This is a genomic window from Acidovorax sp. LjRoot74, assembly GCF_964254355.1.
Taxonomy (GTDB): domain Bacteria; phylum Pseudomonadota; class Gammaproteobacteria; order Burkholderiales; family Burkholderiaceae_C; genus Acidovorax.
This window is the reverse complement of sequence record NZ_CAXUTI020000001.1, coordinates 1,557,283-1,573,789: the sequence shown is the minus strand read 5'-3', so window position 1 is coordinate 1,573,789 and position 16,507 is coordinate 1,557,283. Positions and strand designations below refer to the sequence as shown.

Sequence of the window (16,507 nt, the reverse complement as noted above, 5' to 3'; positions counted from 1 at the left end):
TAAAACACCGCAGGCGCGCGCCGCGTGAGACGGGTCATGGGTACAGCACCGCCAGCGAGCCAACAAAAAAACACCCGGCAAACACCCATCGCCCTGCCAAGCAGGGGATGGGCACCTGAGGTGTTTCGCAATGGCAGTCCACGGGCATACACGCCGCGATGGAGCAAGCAGCCAAAGGGATCAGATACGCTTGAAAACCAGCGTCCCGTTGGTGCCGCCAAAACCGAAGTTGTTCTTGACGGCCACGTCGATCTTCATGTCACGCGCCGTGTTGGCGCAGTAGTCCAGATCGCACTCGGGGTCCTGGTTGAACAGATTGATGGTGGGAGGCACCTTCTGTTCGTGCAAGGCCAGCACAGTGAAAACGCTTTCAATCCCCCCGGCACCACCGAGCAGATGGCCCGTCATGGATTTGGTGGAACTGACGACGGTCTTGTAGGCATGTGCACCCAAGGCCGCCTTGATGGCGTTGGTCTCGTTGATATCGCCCAGCGGAGTAGACGTGCCGTGCGCATTCAGGTAATCCACCTGGTCGGCATTGATACCCGCATTGCGCAAGGCGCTGAGCATGGCGCGGCGGGGGCCGTCCATATTGGGGGCCGTCATGTGGCCCGCATCCGCGCTCATGCCAAAGCCACTGAGCTCGGCGTAAATCTTGGCGCCACGGGCCTTGGCGTGTTCATACTCTTCGAGCACCATCACGCCAGCGCCTTCGCCCAGCACAAAACCGTCGCGGTCCTTGTCCCAGGGGCGGGAGGCAGTTTGGGGATCGTCATTGCGGGTGGACAAGGCACGCATGGCCGCAAAGCCACCAATGCCCAGCGGCGAGACCGTGGACTCCGTGCCGCCGGCCACCACCACATCCGCGTCGCCGTATTCGATCATGCGGCCCGCTTCTCCGATGCAGTGCAAGCCCGTTGTACAGGCAGTCACCACAGCCAGATTCGGCCCCTTGAAGCCAAAGCGCATGGACACATGGCCGGCCACCATATTGATGATGGACGCAGGCACAAAAAACGGCGTGATACGCCGCGGCCCACGGCTGGCCAGTTCCGCATGGGTGTCTTCGATCAGCGGGAGGCCACCAATGCCAGAGCCGATCACGCAGGCAATGCGCGTGGCGAACTCGTCACTGAGCGCTTCGCCCGTGGGCAAGCCAGCATCCTGCACAGCCTGTGCAGCAGCGGCAATGCCGAAGTGGATGAAGGTGTCCATCGCGCGCGCATCCTTGGCGCTGATGTACGACTCCAGGTCAAGACCTTTGACCTCTCCTGCAATCTTGCAGGCAAAGTTCGACGCGTCGAACTTGGTGATGAGATCAATGCCGGACTTGCCGGCAAGGAGGTTGGCCCAGGAATCGGCCACCGTGTTACCCACGGGGCTGACGCAACCCAGGCCGGTCACGACAACGCGACGACGGCTCATGCGTAAAAACCTTCTGCTGATCGCTTGAGTCAGGCGCAGGGCGCCGCTCAGGCCTTCTGGTGGGTATTGGCGTAGTCGATGGCGTTTTGCACCGTGGTGATCTTCTCGGCGTCTTCGTCCGGGATCTCGATGCCGAATTCGTCTTCCAGAGCCATCACCAGTTCCACCGTGTCGAGCGAGTCGGCACCGAGGTCTGCCACGAAGGACTTTTCATTGGTGACTTGGGACTCTTCCACACCGAGTTGTTCGGCAATGATTTTTTTGACGCGTGCTTCGATATCGCTCATGGTTTCCCTCTGGGGGTTGTGAATGAATCCGCGATTCTAGCCGCTTAAGGAGAAGCCCCTAAACGACCCGCCGTCCGGATGAACCGGCGTTAACTTGTCTCAATTACATGTACATGCCGCCATTGACGTGCAACTCCTGCCCCGTCACATAGCCAGCCTCGCGCGAGGCGAGGTATGCCACGGCGTGTGCGATGTCCGCTGTCTTGCCCATGTGGCCCAGCGGGATCTGTGCATTGAGTGCTTTTTGCTGGTCTTCGGGCAGCACGGAGGTCATGTCGGTCTCGATGAAACCCGGCGCCACGCAGTTCACGGTGATGTTGCGGCTGCCCAGTTCACGGGCCAGTGCGCGCGTCATGCCGGCCACGCCAGCCTTGGCCGCCGCATAGTTGGCCTGACCCGGATTGCCCGATGCACCCACCACACTGGTGATGCTGATGATGCGGCCAAAACGCTGCTTCATCATCGGGCGGATGGCCGCACGGCTCATGCGGAACACGGCCTTGAGGTTGGTGTCGAGCACCGCATCCCAGTCGTCGTCCTTCATGCGCATGGCCAGGGTGTCGCGCGTGATGCCAGCGTTGTTCACAAGCACATGCAGGCCGCCCTGCTGCTTCACAATGGCATCCATCAGCGCCTCGACAGCCGCAGCGTCGTTCACATTGAGGTTCGCACCACGGCAACCTGGGTAGGCCGACAACGCCTGGCTGATCCGCCCAGCGCCCTCGTCCGTGGTGGCCGTACCCACGACCTGGTAGCCACGCACAGCCAGCTCCAAGGCAATCGCCGCGCCAATGCCGCGCGATGCGCCGGTCACCAGCGCCACCTGCGCTGCCTGTACTGCTGTCTGGGTCGATTCCGTCATGCCAACAACTCCCGGGTTTCGGCCAGCGTGGCCGAGTCAAACAATGCAGCGCCGACCAGTTCGGGGTCGATGCGTTTGGTGAGGCCTGCCAATACCTTGCCAGGGCCACTTTCAATGATGTGGGTCACGCCACGGCCTTTGAGCGCTTGCACGCACTCCACCCAGCGCACCGGACCAAAGGCCTGGCGGTAGAGCGCATCGCGAATGGCTTCGGCGCCCTGCTGCACCGCCACGTCCACGTTGTTGACCACCGGAATCTGCGGCGCAGCCAAAGCAACGTCGGCCAGGGCCACGCGCAGCTTTTCGGCTGCAGGCTTCATCAGGCTGGAGTGGAAAGGCGCCGACACCGGCAACAGCAGCGCGCGCTTGGCACCCGCAGCCTTGAGCACTTCACATGCTTTGTCCACGCCCGCCTTGGTGCCAGCAATCACGGTCTGGATCGGGTCGTTGAAATTAACAGCCTCGACCACCTCGGCGGTGCCGGGCCCGAACGATGCCAGCGCCTCGGCACACCCGGCGATGACCTTGGAGGCCTCCATGCCCAGGATGGCTGCCATGGCGCCGGTGCCCACCGGCACGGCCTCTTGCATGGCCGCAGCGCGCAGTCGCACCAGCGGAGCCGCCTGCGCCAGCGTCAGGACACCCGCAGCCACCAGGGCCGAATACTCACCGAGCGAATGCCCAGCCAACGCCACCGGGGCCGCGCCCCCCTCGGCACGCCAGACACGCCAAGCCGCCACACCCGCCACCAGCATCACAGGCTGGGTGTTGGTGGTCAGCGCCAGCGCCTCCTTGGGGCCCTCTTTGATCAGGGCGCCCACATCTTCACCCAAGGCATCCGATGCTTCCTGCAGGGTCTGCGCCACCACGGGGTGGTCGCCCCAACCATCGAGCATGCCCACGGACTGTGAGCCTTGTCCGGGAAAGACAAATGCAAAAGACGTCATGAAAAATCCAGAAGTTTGAGAGAAATTGGGCGCTACCGCCTGCCCATATTGGATTTATAGCTACAACTTCAGGAGCACGGCACCCCAAGTGAAGCCACCACCCACCCCCTCCAGCAGCAGGGTCTCATCCTTTTTGACCTGGCCGGAACGCACCGCGTGGTCGAGCGCCAGCGGAATGGACGCCGCAGACGTGTTGCCATGCTGATCCACCGTGACCACCACCTTGTCCATGGACAGCTTCAGCTTGCGGGCCGTGCCCTGCATGATGCGGATGTTGGCCTGGTGCGGAATCAGCCAGTCGATATCGGCCTCGGTCAGCCCGGCCTTAGCCAGCGCGGCGTGGGCGGCCTTTTCCAGCACCCCCACTGCCAACTTGAAAACCGCCTGCCCATCCATCTTGAGGAGGGGATCCCCCAGCACCTGGCCACCCGACACATTGCCTGGCACACACAGGATGCCCACATGCTTGCCGTCAGCGTGCAGGTCGCTCGACAGAATGCCGGGCGTCTCCGACGCCTCCAGCACCACCGCACCAGCGCCATCACCAAACAGCACGCAGGTGGTGCGGTCATTGAAGTCCAGGATGCGGCTGAAAACCTCGGCACCGATCACCAACGCACGGCTGGCCGCCCCCGTCTGGATCATGGCGTCCGCCACTGACAGCGCGTACACAAAGCCGCTGCAGACCGCCTGCACGTCGAACGCAGGGCAGCCATTGGCCCCCAGCTTGTTCTGCAAGATACAGGCGGTGGAGGGGAACACCATGTCGGGCGTGGACGTGGCCACGATGATCAGGTCGATGTCCGTCGGCTGCAAACCGGCCGCCTGCAGGGCATGGCGAGCCGCCTCCACACCCAGATCACTGCTGGCCACATCGGGGGCCGCAAAGTGGCGCGCCCGGATACCAGTGCGCTCCACAATCCATTCGTCCGAGGTTTCGATGCCGCGTTGGCCCAGTTCGGCCACCAGATCGGCGTTGGTCAACCGGCGGGGGGGCAGGCAGCTGCCGGTGCCGGTAATGCGGGAATAACGTCTCATTATTGTGCGGTCGCCGCAACGCCAGGCTGGGGCTGGGCATCTGCAGGCACCAAAAGCGGCGCCGCATGCGCAATCCGGGTCCGGACACGGTCGAGCAGGTTGTTGCGGGCTGCATCATACGCCCGGTTCAAAGCCTGCTCGAAGGCCATGGCGTCGGCCGATCCATGGCTCTTGAACACCAGTCCGCGCAGGCCCAGCAGGGCTGCGCCGTTGTACCGACGGTAGTCCATGCGCTTCATGAGCGCTTTTAGAATCGGATAAGCGATGATCGCAGCCATTTTCGTAAAGATGTGGCGCGAGAACTCGGTCTTGAGCGCACCGATGATCATCGAGGCCACACCTTCGCTGGCCTTGAGTGCCACATTGCCCACAAAACCGTCACACACCACGATGTCCACGGTGCCTTTGAAAATGTCGTTGCCCTCAACATTGCCAAAAAAGTTCAAATCGCCAGACTTGGCGGCAGATCGCAGCAGTTCACCCGCTTTTTTGATGACTTCGCTGCCTTTGATGACCTCTTCGCCGATGTTCAGCAAACCCACCGTGGGCTCACCCCCCTCCTGAAGGACCGACACCAGGGCCGAGCCCATCACCGCGAACTGCAGCAGATGCTCGGCTGAGCAGTCCACATTGGCCCCCAGGTCCAGCACCGTGGTGGCGCCGCCCGTGGCATTGGGCAACTGGGTGGCAATGGCGGGGCGGTCAATGCCATCCAGTGTTTTAAGCAGATAACGGGCAATGGCCATCAAAGCGCCGGTGTTGCCCGCAGAGACAGCCGCCGCCGCCGCGCCATCCTTGACCTGCTGGATGGCCACACGCATCGAAGAGTCCTTCTTCTTGCGCAACGCCACCTCCACCGGATCGTCCATGGCCACCACCTCGGAGGCCGGGACGATGACGGCGCGGTCGTGCGCAAATGCTTGCAGGCTGTCGGGCAGCCCCACAAGCAGCAGGCGGGCGTCGGGGTGGTGTTCGAGAAACTGGCGGCACGCCGCGAGCGTGACGCGGGGGCCATGGTCGCCCCCCATGCAGTCAACAGCCAGTGTGATCATGGGCGACTTGTCCGACCAACGGATGGGGCCGGAAGAAAAATACGACGGTCAAAACAAAGGCCCGCACTACGCAAAGTAGTTGCGGGCCTTGGTGGAGGCTGAAATCAGGCTTCAGACTTGTTTTTCAGCACCTGACGGCCACGGTAGAAACCGTTGGGGCTGATGTGGTGACGCAGGTGCGTTTCACCGGTGGTGGGTTCCACAGCAATGCCTGGCACGTTCAGGGCATTGTGCGAGCGGTGCATGCCGCGCTTGGAAGGGGACTTTTTGTTTTGCTGAACGGCCATGATGGCTCCTGATCTTGAGTAGGTTGGTAAAAACGCGATCAGCCCAAAAGACACGATGGGATTCGCGTGAAGCCCACGATTATAACCCAAATGATTTTTGGGTCAGCCAATCACCCCTTGGGGTCCTTGCGCAGCCCGGCAAGCGCGGCAAAGGGGTTGGGCTTTTCGGCGTTGGCTTCTTCGAAATCCTCGTCGGAAGACGCCAGCGGCACGGCCGTGGGGCACTCGTCGTGTTTGGGCACCACGGGCAAGGCCATCAGCAGCTCGTCCTCGATGAGTTCGTGCAGGTCAAATTCGCGGCTCAGGGCGAGCAGGTCTTCCTCGCTCTCGTCGTCCAGGGCCTCGGCCGTGGCCTCATCGGCCACAAAACGGAACTCGCGGTCCACCTCCAGCGGCACGTCCACGGGGGTCATGCAGCGCTGGCACTCCATGGGGAAACTTGCGCGCACCTTGATGTGCAGCCACACCTGCCCCATGCCCCCCAGCGCGGTACGCACTTCGCCCACCGCCTCCCAGTCCACCAGCAGGTCCGGGTGCAGGCCCTTGGCCTCCTGGGCCAGCCGTTCGTACTTCAGCAGCGAGTCGTGGCCCGCCAGCCGTCCGCCCGCCTGTGCAAAGGCTTTCACGTCCAGGCGCTGCGGGGAGAATTCCTTGGTCATGGCGGCAGTGTAAGAGAATCGGCGCATGCATCAATCCCCCTCCCTGCAGCGTCCTCTGGTATTGGGCTCCACCTCGCGCTACCGGCGTGAATTGCTAGAGCGGCTGAACCTGCCTTTTGCCGTGGTGGCCCCGGATGTGGACGAAACCCCCCTGCCCGGCGAAGCGCCGCGTGCGCTGGCCCTGCGCCTGGCGCTGGCCAAGGCACGCGCCGTGGCGCAACAACACCCCGAGGCCGTGGTGATTGGCTCCGACCAGGTGGCCGACCTGGCCGGTGAGCCACTGGGCAAGCCGGGCCAGCATGAGCGCGCCGTGCAGCAGTTGCGCCAGATGCGCGGCCAGACAGTGGTGTTCCAGACCGCGCTGGCCGTGGTGTGCGCCGCCACCGGCTTTGAGCAAGCAGATCTCGCCCCGGTGGAGGTGAAGTTCCGCGACCTGTCCGACGAAGAAATCGAGCGCTACCTGCGCGCCGAGCAGCCCTACGACTGCGCAGGCAGCGCCAAAAGCGAAGGCCTGGGCATCGCCCTGCTCGACGCCATCCACAGCGACGACCCCACAGCGCTCATCGGCCTGCCGCTGATCCGCACCTGCCGCATGCTGCGCGCTGCAGGACTGGTGCTGCCATGAGCGCGAAAACCGGCACGCTGTACCTGGTTCCTGCCCCCCTCGACTTTGGCTGCGACACCCAGGCCCCGCTGCAGGACGCTCTGCCCTCGGCCACCCTGCAGACGGCCGCACGCCTGACCCACTGGGTCTGCGAAAACGCCAAGAGCACACGCGCATACCTCAAGCGCATTGACGCCCTTCATCCCCTGGCAGCCTCCCTGCAGCAACAGCAGATCACCGAGTTGCCACGCGAAGTCCACAAAAAAGGCGACCACGGCGACAAAGGCTCGGCCCCGTTCGACGCGCGCCCGCTGTTGGCCGCAGCACTGAACGGGCACGACATCGGCCTGGTCAGCGAGGCGGGCATGCCCGCTGTGGCCGACCCCGGCTCGTCCGTGGTGCGCGCTGCGCATGACCTTGGCATCCCGGTGGTTCCCCTGGTCGGCCCGGTGTCGCTGCTGCTGGCCCTGGCGGCCAGCGGGCTGAACGGACAGAACTTCGCCTTTGTGGGCTACCTGCCCCAGGACAGCCAGGAGCGCACCCAGCGCATCAAGGAGCTGGAGGGCCTGGCCCTCAAGACGGGGCAGACCCAGCTTTTCATCGAAACCCCGTACCGCAACCCCGCCTTGTGGCAGGCCCTGGTACAGACACTGCAGCCCCACACCCGGCTGGCACTGGCCAGCGGGCTGACGCTGCCCGACGCACGCATCCACAGCCAGCTGGTGCGGCAATGGCGCCAACAACCCGCACCGCCCGACAACCGCACCCCGGTCGTGTTTGCACTGGGCCGCTGAGCATGGCAAAGCATTTCCACCCAATTGCTATATTCTTAATAGCTATTGGTGCTTATGGAACGCGCGCAGAGGCCATTATTCGTTGCGAATTGAATGGCAAGGCGATCAATATTTCCAATGGCGCTGAAACAGCGGGCCAGTCAGGCCTGGTGCGCTGCCGTGACGAGAACACCGGCCATGTGCAGCGTGAACAGCAGTTGCAAAACGGCAAGTTCATGGGCCTGGAGCGCATGTTCGACCGCGACGGCCGCCCGCAGCGCGAACGCACGGTGAACGACCGTGGCAACAGCCACGGCCGGGTGGCGGAGTTCTGGCCCAACGGCCAGGTGCGGCGCGAGGAAACCGCCGACAACGGCCGCACCCAGGGCGCGGTGCGCCGCTTCGACGCCAGCGGCCGTGTGGAGCGCGTGTCCTTCCACGGTGAGGGCCAGGAGCTTTTTTACGTGGAGTACACCAGCAAAGGCCAGCCAGCGCGCCTGCTGTGCCCGCGCACCAGCGTGCTGCCTGAAGACCGCAAACTCTGCGGTTTTGATGGTGCCACCGACACCCTGCTTTATGCCGAAAGCGGTGCGCGCTCGGCCCAGCTGCGCTACGACCAGGGCCGGCTGCTGAACGCCACCGAATGGACTGCCGACGGCATCGTCTCTGCCCAGCAACTGGTGGTGGATGGCCGAAGGGTGCACAAGGGCTTCACCACCGAAGGCGGCAAGAGCGTGCTGCGCGAGGAACGCGTCTTCGCGCCCGACGAACGCACCTTGCGGGACACCCGCGGCCACTTGCTGAGCGCCAAGCGCTATGGCGCCTCGGGCCAGCTCATCGAGCAGCGCAGCTTTGCCGAAGGCCGCGAGGTGCAGGTGGAGCGCTGGTACCTGAACGGCGCGGTGCGCGAGCGCAGCGCCTGGAGCGGCACCGGCAAGGACGCCCGCCTGCTGCGCGAGATGTACCGTGACGATGGCAAGCTGGCGCGGCGAGACCAGCTCAATGCCGACCAGTGGCCCGCGGGCACGCAGCAGGCCTTTCACGACAACGGCCGCCTGGCGCTGGAAGAGCAGTACTCCGACCCCGATGCACGCGGGCGCACCCGGCTCACGGCACGCAAGCAGTGGGACGAAAGTGGCAAGCTGGTGGCGGACGACACCATCCTGGAAGACGGCTCGCGCCAGCGCAAGGCCGGCGGGGTGGACAGCTGAGGGCGTCACCCCTTGATGCGCCCCCAAGGCAATGCCCCCTCTCCTTCTGAGAGTCACCGCAGGCGCGGCACAGCCAGCAACCCCAACGCAAAATGCCCCGGATGGAGTCTCCATCCGGGGCATTTTTTGGTGGTCACCGGCCGTCAGGCCGGGTGGATCACAGTCAGCGAAGCTGGGGCCCCGCCAACGACAGTGACTTGACCGCGCCCACCCCCATCGCAGCGCCAAAGCGCTTGACCAGGCGTTCGGCCACGTTGTCGCGGCGGGTGTAGTCAATGATGTCTTCGGCCTTGACCACCTCACGCGCCACGTAGTCCAGGTTGCCCAGCTTGTCAGCCAGGCCCATCTCCACGGCCTGCTGGCCGGTCCAGAACAGGCCGCTGAACGTGTCGGGCGTGGTCTTGAGGCGGTCGCCCCGGCCGGCCTTCACCACGGCGATGAACTGCTGGTGGATCTGGTCGAGCATGGTCTGCGCATAGGCACGCTGCTTTTCGGTCTGCGGGCTGAAGGGGTCGAGAAAGCCCTTGTTTTCGCCTGCGGTGAGCAGGCGGCGCTCCACACCCAGTTTTTCCATGGTGCCGGTGAAGCCAAAACCATCCATCAGCACACCGATGCTGCCCACGATGCTGGCCTTGTCCACGTAGATGTCGTCGGCAGCAGCGGCAATGTAGTAGGCGGCCGAGGCACAGGTTTCTTCCACCACAGCATAGATGGGCTTCTTGTGCTTGGCCTTGAGGCGAATGATCTCGTCATTGATGATGCCAGCCTGCACCGGGCTGCCGCCCGGCGAGTTGATCAGCAGCACCAGCGCCTGCGAGCCTTCGTCTTCGAGCGCGCTGCGCATGGCGGCGACGACAAATTCGGCACTGGCCTCGGCGCCGCTGGCGATTTCGCCCTTGATGTCCACCACCGCCGTGTGGGGGGTACTCTTGCTGGCGCTGGGCGAGGCCTGGCGCAGGGCGGTGAAGGCCACGGCGGCAATCAGCGCCAGCCATACCAGGCGGAAAAAAATCTTCCAGCGGCGGGCGCTGCGCTGTTCGTTGAGGGCAGAGAAGGCCAGCTTTTCCAGCGTGGCGCGCTCCCAGCCGGGTTCACGCGATGGGTCGCTCACAGATGCTCCTGAATTTGTAGCTGCTTGCACCCACAGGTCGGGCGCAGGATTGGTTTTTGGATCAAAACCCGAGGATCCGGGCGATTGGGGGTCGGTCATGTCTTGTGTCCTGGGCGCTGCACCGCTGCTGCCTGAGCCCCCACACAGGCGGCGGGTGGCAAGTGGCTGCCGGTGGAGGTTTTCGTCTGGATTGTCTAGAACTCCACGGGCTGCAGGTTGTAGGCAGTATGCCAGTGCACCACACCCTCGCTTTCTGACAAAACTATTTTCACCAACCCGCCCCGGCAGGGGCCTCCGGCACACTGGCCCGTGTGGGGCAGGTAGGCCGCCCCATGGGTGGCGCAGAGCAGCCACTGGCCGGTGTCGTCAAAAAACTGGCCTTCCTGGTAGTCCATCTCCATCGCCACATGGGTGCAGCGATTCAGATAGGCGTGGGGCAGGCCCCGGTAACGGATGGCGAAGGCCCGGCAGGTCTGCCCTGCATAGTGCACATCAAACGCCACGGCCCGGCCACCATCGACCAGGTCGGTGCTGTTGCACAGGGGAATGGCCTGCTCAGGGGGCGTGGGCATGGAAGGGGTCACGTCGCGCCAACCAGCCTCAGCCGTGCTGTAGCAGCCAGTCGTGCAGTTCGCGCACCGAATGCACCACCGCCAGCGGATTCAGCGCGTGGAAGACATCGGGCTCGTGGGCGCCATAGCTCACCCCCACGCTGGCACAGCCCGCGTTGACCGCCATCTGCAGATCGTGGGTGGTGTCCCCGATCATCAAGAGGCGCTCGGGTGCCACGTCGAATTCGGCCATCAGCTCCTGCAGCATCAACGGGTGAGGCTTGCCAGCGGTCTGATCGGCGGTGCGCGAGCCGTCGAACACACCGCGCAAGTCCACCGAGTGCAGTGCCTCGTCCAGCCCGCGCCGGCTTTTGCCCGTGGCCACGGCCAGCAGGTGGCCGCGCTCGCGCAGGTCGTTCAGCAGGGGCAACACGCCGTCGAACAGGCTCAGGTCGTCCTGCTGCTGGATGTAGTGAAAGCGGTAGCGGTTGCCCAGCTCGGTGTACTTCTCGGGCGGCACATCGGGCGCTGCATGGGCCAGCGCCTGCATCAGGCCCATGCCGATCACATAGGCGGCCTCTTTGTCGGTGGGCACGGTGCCGCCCACATCGCGCACCGCCGCCTGAATGCAGCGCACGATGATGGCAGTGGAGTCGAACAAGGTGCCATCCCAGTCAAAGGCAATCAGGTCAAAGCGGCGCGGACGGAAGTTTTTGGCGGACATGGAAGCAGAGTTTTTTCGCGCAGGATCGTCAGGCGCGGGGCACAAAATCGGCCAGCTCGGGGGGCAGCTCGGCGTTCAGTTGCACACGTTCGCCCGAGGCGGGGTGGTTGAACTGTAACCGCCATGCATGCAGGAACATGCGCTTCATCCCCTGCTTCTGCAGGCGTTTGTTGAGGTCGAAATCGCCATATTTGTCGTCGCCCACAATGGCGTGGCCCTGGCTGGCAAGATGCACGCGGATCTGGTGGGTGCGACCGGTCTTGATGGTCACCTCCAGCAGCGACATCGCAGGCAGGCCCTGCTCCGGCCGGGCAGCTGCCGTGCTGCGCACCTTGACCAGGGTGATGGAGCGCATGCCGTCCGGGTCGTCGGCCGTGGTCACACGCACGCGGCGTTCTCCATCCGCTTGCAAATATTTGTGCAGCGGCAGGTCGATGACCTTCTTGTTGGCAGGCCAGGTGCCGGTGACCAGCGCCAGATAGGTCTTGCCCGTCTCGCGCTCGCGGAACTGGTCTTGCAAGTGAGTGAGCGCTGACCGCTTCTTGGCCACCAGCAGGATGCCCGAGGTTTCGCGGTCCAGTCGGTGCACCAGCTCCAGGAATTTGGAGGCCGGGCGCGCCTGGCGCAGTTGCTCGATCACGCCAAAACTCACGCCGCTGCCGCCGTGCACCGCCACGCCCGCAGGTTTGTCGATGGCGATCAGGTGCTCGTCTTCGAGCAGGATGGGAAATTCGCGCGCGGGCGCCGGGCGCTCGGCCTTTTCGGCCACCTTGTCGGAAATGCGCACGGGCGGCAGGCGCACCACGTCCCCTGCTTCCACGCGCGTGTCAGCACTCACGCGGCCTTTGTTGATGCGTACCTCGCCGCTGCGGATGATGCGGTAGACATGCGTTTTTGGCACACCTTTCAGGTGGCGTATCAAAAAGTTGTCGAGCCGCTGGCCTGCGGAGTCTTCGTCCACCTCCACCAGGCGGGCTGCGGGTAGCCCCGCAGGGGCGATGGGCGGTTTGGCCCCTATAATGTGTTTCACCTGCGCGTTGTCATGTAAGTGGTTGATTTGTCTGGAGTTTAGTCCACTCAGCCCTTTGCTTCACGCAGGCAGGTCGATGCCAGCGGGTGTCGTGCGCGCAGATTGCAGGCCAGATGCCTGTGGTGGCCCGCATGCCACGCGGCGGGCTGACAGATTGAAACACTGATACGGAATCCCCCAAGCTGGCAGATGTTCCCTACCCGGGCGCAGCCTGCCAGCGGATCGAAGCGAGCATGTGGCTGTTGATGGCATGGATGATGACCCTGTGGCGGAGGCTGCGGCCTCTGGCTGCATGCTCAAAATCGCCTTTAACGCCCAGCCAGCAAGCGCAATCAGCTACTTTTTTGCTAGCAAAACTGCGCTCCTACCACTCGCCCCCATCCACGCGCCCCTGCCTCACGATGCTGCGCTAGAGCGCGGCAGATCATTGGCATTCCCGGCAATTCCCTTCGTTTCGATGCGTCAGTCCAGGCATTCACAGCTCCTGTAGAGCTTGTTGTTAATGGTTTGGAACTGTGGGCGGCAGCCTGCGCAGCTTTCCCCGCTGAGAGGGATGGTTGCACCGCTGCTGTCCGCAACACACTGAAGGAATCGCATCATGAAGCGGATGCTCATCAACGCCACGCAGCCCGAAGAACGGCGCCTGGCCATCGTCGATGGACAAAAACTCCTCGACTACGAAATCGAAATCGAAGGGCGCGAGCAGCGCAAGGGCAACATCTACAAGGCCGTCGTCACCCGCGTCGAGCCCTCGCTGGAAGCCTGTTTTGTCGATTACGGCGAAGACCGCCACGGTTTCCTGCCCTTCAAGGAAATTTCGCGCCAGTACTTTGCCCCCGGCGTGTCGCCCAGCCAGGCGCGCATCAACGAAGTCATCAAGGAAGGCCAGGAGCTGCTGGTCCAGGTCGAAAAGGAAGAACGTGGCAACAAGGGCGCAGCCCTGACCACCTTCATCAGCCTGGCAGGCCGCTATGTGGTGCTGATGCCCAACAACCCCCGTGGCGGTGGCGTGTCGCGCCGCATCGAGGGCGAGGACCGCGCCGAGCTCAAGGAGGCGATGGACCAGCTGGAGTACCCCAATGGCATGTCCATCATTGCGCGCACCGCAGGCATTGGCCGCACCGCGCCTGAGCTGCAGTGGGATCTGAACTACCTGCTCAAGCTCTGGAACGCCATCGACGGCGCCGCCAAGGGTGGCCGGGGCGCGTTCCTGATCTACCAAGAATCGAGCTTGGTGATCCGCGCGATCCGCGACTACTTCAACAACGACATCGGTGACATCCTCATCGATACCGACGACATCTACGAACAGGCGCAGCAGTTCATGGCGCACGTCATGCCCGAGCATGCCGCCCGTGTGAAGCGCTACCGCGACGACGCCGCCCTGTTCAGCCGCTTCCAGATCGAGCACCAGATCGAGTCGGCCTACGCCCGCACCGTGAGCCTGCCCTCGGGCGGCGCCATCGTGATCGACCACACTGAAGCGCTGGTCTCGGTGGACGTGAACTCGGCCCGCGCCATCAAGGGCGGCGACATCGAGGAAACCGCCACCCGCACCAACCTGGAAGCCGCCGATGAAGTGGCCCGCCAGATGCGCCTGCGCGACCTGGGCGGCCTGATCGTGATCGACTTCATCGACATGGAGGAGAGCAAGAACCGCCGCGAAGTGGAAAACCGCCTGCGCGACGCGCTGCGCCAGGACCGCGCCCGCGTGCAGTTCGGCACCATCAGCAAGTTCGGCCTCATGGAAATGAGCCGCCAGCGCCTCAAGCCGGCGCTGTCCGAAGGCTCCTCCATCCCCTGCCCCCGCTGCGGCGGCTCGGGCCACATCCGTGACACCGAATCGTCGGCGCTGCAGATCCTGCGCATCATTCAAGAAGAATCGATGAAGGACAACACGGCTGCCGTGCACTGCCAGGTGCCGGTGGAAGTGGCCTCGTTCCTGCTGAACGAAAAGCGCACCGAGATCGCCAAGATCGAACTCAAGCAGCGCGTGGCCGTGCTGATGGTGCCCAACAAGACGCTGGAAACCCCCAACTACCGCCTGGAACGCCTCAAGCACGACGACCCGCGCCTGGACCACATCGAGGCCAGCTACAAGCTTGCCGAAGAAGTGGAAGACCCGACGTCTGTCACGCGTCGCTCGCAGGAGCCCACCAACAAGCAAACCCCGGTGATCAAGGGCGTGTTGCCTGATGCTCCCGCCCCCGTGGCCGAGCCCCGCCCCGAAGGCGCAGCCCGCCCACCACGTGCAGGCCAGCCACAACGTGGCGCCGCAGCACCGACACCCGCACCAGCCCCCGTGGCCGCGCCTGCACCGGCAGCTCCCCAAGAACAAGGCTTCTTTGCCTGGCTCAAGAGCCTGTTCGGCTTTGGTGGCACCCCCGCAGCGGCCCCTGCCCCGGTGGCAGCCCCCGCAGCTGCACCGGCCGCCGAGCCTGCTGGCCGTGGTGAACCCCGCCGCGAAGGCCGCAATGGCGAAGGCCGTGGCCGCCGCAGCGGTGGCCGCGATGGCAACCGGGACAGCAGCCGTGATGGCCAGCGCGAAGGTGCCCGTGACGGCAACCGCGAAGCGGGCAGCGGCGAAGGCCGTGGCCGCCGTGGCGAACGTTCGGCCGAAGGCCGCGCCCCCCGCGACGCAGAGAGCCGCCCACCGCGTGACGCCGACCGCCGCCCCGAAGGCGAAGGCCGCGAAGGTGGTGGCCGCAACGGACGCGATGGCCGTGACGGTGGCCGTGGCCGCCGCGATGCCGAGCCCCGCCAGCACACCGCCGGCCTGAATGGTGACAACACCGCCGCCAGTGCGCAGGTGGAGGGCCCAGGCAACCAGGGCACCGGCACCGAAGGCGCTCCAGCCCAGCAACCCCGTGGCGAACGGGGCCCCCGCCGCGAACGCGGTGACCGTGGTGACCGCGCTCCCCGTGGCGAACGCGCACCCCGCGCCGTAGAAGCCCAGGAAGCCGCAGCGGCCACAGCCCCCGCCGTGCCTGGCGACTTTGTGGACACCGCGCCCATGGCCTCGTTGCCCGACCTGGACCTGAGCGGCAATGACGCCCCTGGCAATGGCCAGGGTGCCGGTGGAGAAGAACAGCGCCGCGAGCGCCGTTCGCGTGACCGCTATGGCCGTGACCGCCGTGAACGCGGTGAACGTGGCCCCCGCGATGGCAACGGTGCCGACGCAGCCGCCGCACCGGCCATGCTGGACTTCGACCCCACCCAGGCAGAGCCCGCTGCAGCCCCTGTGGCGCCCGTAGCCTCCGAGCAGGACGAGCCACCACGCCGCAGCTACTTCAGTGCCCCGGCCGCCACGCCCGCGGCTCCAGTGGCCGCAGCGCCCGAAGCCACCGAAGCCGTAGCCACTGCGGCAGCCCCCGTGGCTGCTGCGCCCGCGCCCGTAGCGGCAGCTGCAGCGCCTGTGGCTGCAGCCCCTGCCGCGCCCGCTGCAGTGACACCCGCTCCGGCGGCCGCCCCTGCAAGCGCCCCAGCCAAGGGCGGTCTGCCCCGCGTGCAGGCGTTCACGCTGCCTGTCGATGCGCTGCAGCAAGTGGCTGCCTCGTCGGGTCTGCAATGGGTGAACTCCGATGTGGACAAGATCGCTGCCGTGCAGGCCGCGATTGCCGCCGAACCCAAGCCCATCCACGTGCCCCGCGAACGCCCCCCCGTGGTGGTGCTGGACGAAGGCCCGCTGGTGCTGGTGGAAACCCGCCGCGACCTGTCGGCCATGGCGCTGCCTTTTGAGCAGCCGCCAGCGGCGTAAGGCGCGCACACATGGCTGCTGCCCCCGGGCGGTGGCTGTGCCCCCAGAAGGCGGCCCCGGCCGCCTTCTTTTTTTGGTGCGCGGCAAAACAATCCAAACGGTTTGCAAGTGCTGCCTGCGCCCCCGCCATTACCCTTGGGCAACCAGCGGCCAGAGCTCAGCAAGTACCATTTCCTGTAGCGCCAGCAC

At 64.8% G+C, this 16,507-nt stretch carries 16 protein-coding genes; 4 read left to right on the top strand and 12 right to left on the bottom strand.

The genetic code is table 11. From position 1 onward, the window contains the following. Nucleotides 1–180: 180 nt before the first annotated feature. The 8 genes from fabF to ACSQ3O_RS07180 all read right to left on the bottom strand — a co-directional run bounded on the left by fabF (nucleotide 181) and on the right by ACSQ3O_RS07180 (nucleotide 6,557). The gene (gene fabF / locus ACSQ3O_RS07215) at nucleotides 181–1,425 is read right to left on the bottom strand and encodes a beta-ketoacyl-ACP synthase II (RefSeq protein WP_298448843.1); all 1,245 of its coding nucleotides are present in this window, start codon (nucleotides 1,423–1,425) and stop codon (nucleotides 181–183) included. Nucleotides 1,426–1,472: 47 nt separating this feature from the next. Further along, nucleotides 1,473–1,712, bottom strand: coding sequence for an acyl carrier protein (acpP, locus tag ACSQ3O_RS07210; protein WP_137746177.1), 240 nt, complete (start codon nucleotides 1,710–1,712; stop codon nucleotides 1,473–1,475). Between the two features lie 103 nt (nucleotides 1,713–1,815). Beyond that, nucleotides 1,816–2,574, bottom strand: coding sequence for a 3-oxoacyl-ACP reductase FabG (fabG, locus tag ACSQ3O_RS07205; RefSeq protein WP_137746176.1), 759 nt, complete (start codon nucleotides 2,572–2,574; stop codon nucleotides 1,816–1,818). Next, nucleotides 2,571–3,521, bottom strand: a complete 951-nt coding sequence (gene fabD / locus ACSQ3O_RS07200) for an ACP S-malonyltransferase (protein WP_137746175.1) — start codon at nucleotides 3,519–3,521, stop codon at nucleotides 2,571–2,573. The genes fabG and fabD overlap by 4 nt, the downstream gene beginning before the upstream one ends. A 60-nt stretch (nucleotides 3,522–3,581) precedes the next feature. Then, nucleotides 3,582–4,559, bottom strand: coding sequence for a beta-ketoacyl-ACP synthase III (locus tag ACSQ3O_RS07195; protein ID WP_137746174.1), 978 nt, complete (start codon nucleotides 4,557–4,559; stop codon nucleotides 3,582–3,584). Next, nucleotides 4,559–5,611, bottom strand: a complete 1,053-nt coding sequence (gene plsX / locus ACSQ3O_RS07190) for a phosphate acyltransferase PlsX (RefSeq protein WP_137746173.1) — start codon at nucleotides 5,609–5,611, stop codon at nucleotides 4,559–4,561. Before plsX ends, ACSQ3O_RS07195 begins: the two co-directional genes overlap by 1 nt. 104 nt (nucleotides 5,612–5,715) lie before the next feature. Then, nucleotides 5,716–5,898 carry a 50S ribosomal protein L32 gene (rpmF, locus tag ACSQ3O_RS07185; protein WP_005794249.1) on the bottom strand — a complete coding sequence of 61 codons (183 nt, stop codon included), beginning with the start codon at nucleotides 5,896–5,898 and terminating at the stop codon, nucleotides 5,716–5,718. 110 nt (nucleotides 5,899–6,008) lie between these two features. Next, nucleotides 6,009–6,557 carry a YceD family protein gene (locus ACSQ3O_RS07180; protein WP_137746172.1) on the bottom strand — a complete coding sequence of 183 codons (549 nt, stop codon included), beginning with the start codon at nucleotides 6,555–6,557 and terminating at the stop codon, nucleotides 6,009–6,011. Between the two features lie 25 nt (nucleotides 6,558–6,582). Between ACSQ3O_RS07180 and ACSQ3O_RS07175 the strand changes: the two genes are divergently transcribed. From ACSQ3O_RS07175 to ACSQ3O_RS07165, 3 genes are all read left to right on the top strand, one after another. Continuing rightward, nucleotides 6,583–7,182, top strand: coding sequence for a Maf family nucleotide pyrophosphatase (locus ACSQ3O_RS07175; protein ID WP_436138354.1), 600 nt, complete (start codon nucleotides 6,583–6,585; stop codon nucleotides 7,180–7,182). Then, nucleotides 7,179–7,955, top strand: a complete 777-nt coding sequence (locus ACSQ3O_RS07170) for an SAM-dependent methyltransferase (protein WP_436138353.1) — start codon at nucleotides 7,179–7,181, stop codon at nucleotides 7,953–7,955. Before ACSQ3O_RS07175 ends, ACSQ3O_RS07170 begins: the two co-directional genes overlap by 4 nt. A gap of 89 nt (nucleotides 7,956–8,044) precedes the next feature. Continuing rightward, nucleotides 8,045–9,145 carry a hypothetical protein gene (locus ACSQ3O_RS07165; RefSeq protein ID WP_436138352.1) on the top strand — a complete coding sequence of 367 codons (1,101 nt, stop codon included), beginning with the start codon at nucleotides 8,045–8,047 and terminating at the stop codon, nucleotides 9,143–9,145. Between the two features lie 163 nt (nucleotides 9,146–9,308). On the opposite strand, the gene ACSQ3O_RS07160 is transcribed toward ACSQ3O_RS07165, so the two are convergent. The 4 genes from ACSQ3O_RS07160 to ACSQ3O_RS07145 form a co-directional block, all read right to left on the bottom strand. Continuing rightward, entirely contained in the window at nucleotides 9,309–10,355 is a 1,047-nt protein-coding gene (locus tag ACSQ3O_RS07160) for a S49 family peptidase (protein ID WP_436138351.1), read from the bottom strand. Between the two features lie 95 nt (nucleotides 10,356–10,450). Beyond that, nucleotides 10,451–10,828 (bottom strand): Rieske (2Fe-2S) protein, encoded by a 378-nt coding sequence (locus ACSQ3O_RS07155; protein WP_436138350.1) that lies wholly within the window; start codon nucleotides 10,826–10,828, stop codon nucleotides 10,451–10,453. A 28-nt stretch (nucleotides 10,829–10,856) separates the two neighbouring features. Beyond that, entirely contained in the window at nucleotides 10,857–11,531 is a 675-nt protein-coding gene (locus tag ACSQ3O_RS07150) for an HAD family hydrolase (protein ID WP_436138349.1), read from the bottom strand. Between the two features lie 28 nt (nucleotides 11,532–11,559). Further along, the gene (locus tag ACSQ3O_RS07145; RefSeq protein WP_436138348.1) at nucleotides 11,560–12,561 is read right to left on the bottom strand and encodes an RluA family pseudouridine synthase; all 1,002 of its coding nucleotides are present in this window, start codon (nucleotides 12,559–12,561) and stop codon (nucleotides 11,560–11,562) included. Between the two features lie 598 nt (nucleotides 12,562–13,159). On the opposite strand from ACSQ3O_RS07145, the gene ACSQ3O_RS07140 reads away from it, so the two are divergent. Continuing rightward, a complete protein-coding gene (locus tag ACSQ3O_RS07140) occupies nucleotides 13,160–16,318 on the top strand; it encodes an Rne/Rng family ribonuclease (protein ID WP_436138347.1) in 3,159 nt (1,052 codons plus the stop codon). Nucleotides 16,319–16,507: the final 189 nt, after the last annotated feature.

Excerpts from the sequence above, each read along its gene's own strand:
- ACSQ3O_RS07175 (WP_436138354.1), top strand. The coding sequence starts at position 6,583 with ATGCATCAATCCCCCTCCCTGCAGCGTCCTCTGGTATTGGGCTCCACC.
- ACSQ3O_RS07170 (WP_436138353.1), top strand. The coding sequence starts at position 7,179 with ATGAGCGCGAAAACCGGCACGCTGTACCTGGTTCCTGCCCCCCTCGAC.
- ACSQ3O_RS07150 (WP_436138349.1), bottom strand. The coding sequence starts at position 11,531 with ATGTCCGCCAAAAACTTCCGTCCGCGCCGCTTTGACCTGATTGCCTTT.
- ACSQ3O_RS07140 (WP_436138347.1), top strand. The coding sequence starts at position 13,160 with ATGAAGCGGATGCTCATCAACGCCACGCAGCCCGAAGAACGGCGCCTG.
- fabF (WP_298448843.1), bottom strand. The coding sequence starts at position 1,425 with ATGAGCCGTCGTCGCGTTGTCGTGACCGGCCTGGGTTGCGTCAGCCCC.
- fabD (WP_137746175.1), bottom strand. The coding sequence starts at position 3,521 with ATGACGTCTTTTGCATTTGTCTTTCCCGGACAAGGCTCACAGTCCGTG.
- ACSQ3O_RS07195 (WP_137746174.1), bottom strand. The coding sequence starts at position 4,559 with ATGAGACGTTATTCCCGCATTACCGGCACCGGCAGCTGCCTGCCCCCC.
- plsX (WP_137746173.1), bottom strand. The coding sequence starts at position 5,611 with ATGATCACACTGGCTGTTGACTGCATGGGGGGCGACCATGGCCCCCGC.
- ACSQ3O_RS07155 (WP_436138350.1), bottom strand. The coding sequence starts at position 10,828 with ATGCCCACGCCCCCTGAGCAGGCCATTCCCCTGTGCAACAGCACCGAC.
- ACSQ3O_RS07180 (WP_137746172.1), bottom strand. The coding sequence starts at position 6,557 with ATGACCAAGGAATTCTCCCCGCAGCGCCTGGACGTGAAAGCCTTTGCA.
- fabG (WP_137746176.1), bottom strand. The coding sequence starts at position 2,574 with ATGACGGAATCGACCCAGACAGCAGTACAGGCAGCGCAGGTGGCGCTG.
- ACSQ3O_RS07160 (WP_436138351.1), bottom strand. The coding sequence starts at position 10,355 with ATGACCGACCCCCAATCGCCCGGATCCTCGGGTTTTGATCCAAAAACC.
- rpmF (WP_005794249.1), bottom strand. The coding sequence starts at position 5,898 with ATGGCCGTTCAGCAAAACAAAAAGTCCCCTTCCAAGCGCGGCATGCAC.
- acpP (WP_137746177.1), bottom strand. The coding sequence starts at position 1,712 with ATGAGCGATATCGAAGCACGCGTCAAAAAAATCATTGCCGAACAACTC.